The 1,625-nt window shown below is 64.6% G+C and carries 1 protein-coding gene; it reads left to right on the forward strand.

Going from position 1 to position 1,625, the window contains the following annotated elements; all coding sequences use genetic code 11:
• The first annotated feature begins 206 nt into the window (after nucleotides 1–206).
• Nucleotides 207–1,586, forward strand: a complete 1,380-nt coding sequence (mnmE, locus tag ACP7BV_RS26865) for a tRNA uridine-5-carboxymethylaminomethyl(34) synthesis GTPase MnmE (RefSeq protein ID WP_426107955.1) — start codon at nucleotides 207–209, stop codon at nucleotides 1,584–1,586.
• Nucleotides 1,587–1,625 lie beyond the last annotated feature (39 nt).

The raw sequence follows: 1,625 nt of genomic DNA on the forward strand, positions 1-1,625 counted from the left end.
GTTTTTACCACTATTTTCTAGGTGGCGGCGACCACCGCAAAAATTAAACCCCCACCCATGGTCCTCGCGTACGCGGGGGCCCATAGAACGGCTCACCTGAGCAACTGTCCTATGGGTCCCCGCGTGCGCGGGGACGATGTTGGTTGGGCCAACAATCAAGCCCGTGCCCCGCACGGGCTTTTGCATTTCTAACTTACAATCCCCTCATGAAACTCGACACCTCCCCCATCGCCGCCATCGCCACCGCCCCGGGCCGCGGCGGCATCGGCGTCGTGCGCGCCTCCGGCAAGTCGCTCGCGCCGCTGCTGGTCGCGCTGTTCCCGGGCGCGACGCTGGCGCCGCGCCACGCCACCTACCTGCCGTTCCGGCAAGCCGACGGCATGGTCATCGACCAGGGCATCGCGATCTACTTCAAGGGTCCCCATTCCTACACCGGCGAAGATGTGCTCGAACTGCAGGGCCACGGCGGCCCGGTGGTGCTGCAAATGCTGCTCGCGCGCGTGCTCGAGGCGGGCGCCGGCGCCGGCCTGCGCCTGGCCGAACCGGGCGAATTCACGCGCCGCGCCTACCTCAACGACAAGCTCGACCTGGCCCAGGCCGAAGCCGTGGCCGACCTGATCGACGCCTCCACGGAAGCGGCCGCGCGCTCGGCCACGCAATCGTTGTCGGGCGAATTTTCGCGCACCATCCATGCGCTGGTCGAGCAAACCACCGGCCTGCGCATGCTCGTCGAAGCCACGCTCGACTTCCCGGAAGAAGAAATCGACTTCCTCGAAAAATCCGACGCGCGCGGCCAGCTGGCCGTGATCATCGCGTCGCTGGAAGCGGTGTTCCAGAAGGCGGCCCAGGGCGCGCTGCTGCGCGAGGGACTCAACGTGGTGCTGGTGGGCCAGCCCAACGTGGGCAAGTCGTCATTGCTCAACGCCTTGGCCGGAGCCGACGTGGCCATCGTCACGCCGGTGGCCGGCACCACGCGCGACAAGGTCAGCGAAACCATTCAGATCGAGGGTATCCCGCTTAATATCATCGACACCGCCGGCATCCGGGTGATCGACCATGCGGTTGACGTCGTCGAGCGCATCGGCATCAAACGCACATGGCTGGAGGTGGGCAAGGCGGACGTGATCATGCACTTGCTCGATGCGGGCATCGGGCCGGCGCGCGCCGACGAGGATATCGTGGCAGCCTTTCCTGAAGGCATACCGGTGGTGCGCATCTGGAACAAAATCGACCTGTCGGGCCACAAGGCTTCGGTCGATGCCCAGGACGATGCGACCCATGTCTATTTGTCGGCGCAGGAGCACGAGGGCATTGACCTCTTGCGCGCCGAACTGCTGCGCATCGCCGGCTGGCAGCAGACCGGCGAATCGCTGTTTCTGGCGCGCGAGCGGCACTTGATCGCACTGCGTTCGGCGCGCCGGCATCTGGAGCTGGCCGCCGAACACGCGGCCCAGAGCGACCAGTCGCTCGACTTGTTCGCCGAGGAGCTGCGCCTGGCACAGCTGCAACTGTCCAGCATTACCGGAGAGTTTTCCTCGGACGACTTGCTGGGAGTGATCTTCAGCCGATTTTGCATCGGAAAATAGTTTGGATTCCAATGGATTCCGATACGATCTATCTGATGG

Origin of the sequence: Massilia sp. TSP1-1-2 (assembly GCF_049896185.1) — a bacterium.
Classification (GTDB): Bacteria; Pseudomonadota; Gammaproteobacteria; order Burkholderiales; family Burkholderiaceae_D; genus Telluria_A.

Excerpts from the sequence above, each read along its gene's own strand:
- mnmE (WP_426107955.1), top strand. The coding sequence starts at position 207 with ATGAAACTCGACACCTCCCCCATCGCCGCCATCGCCACCGCCCCGGGC.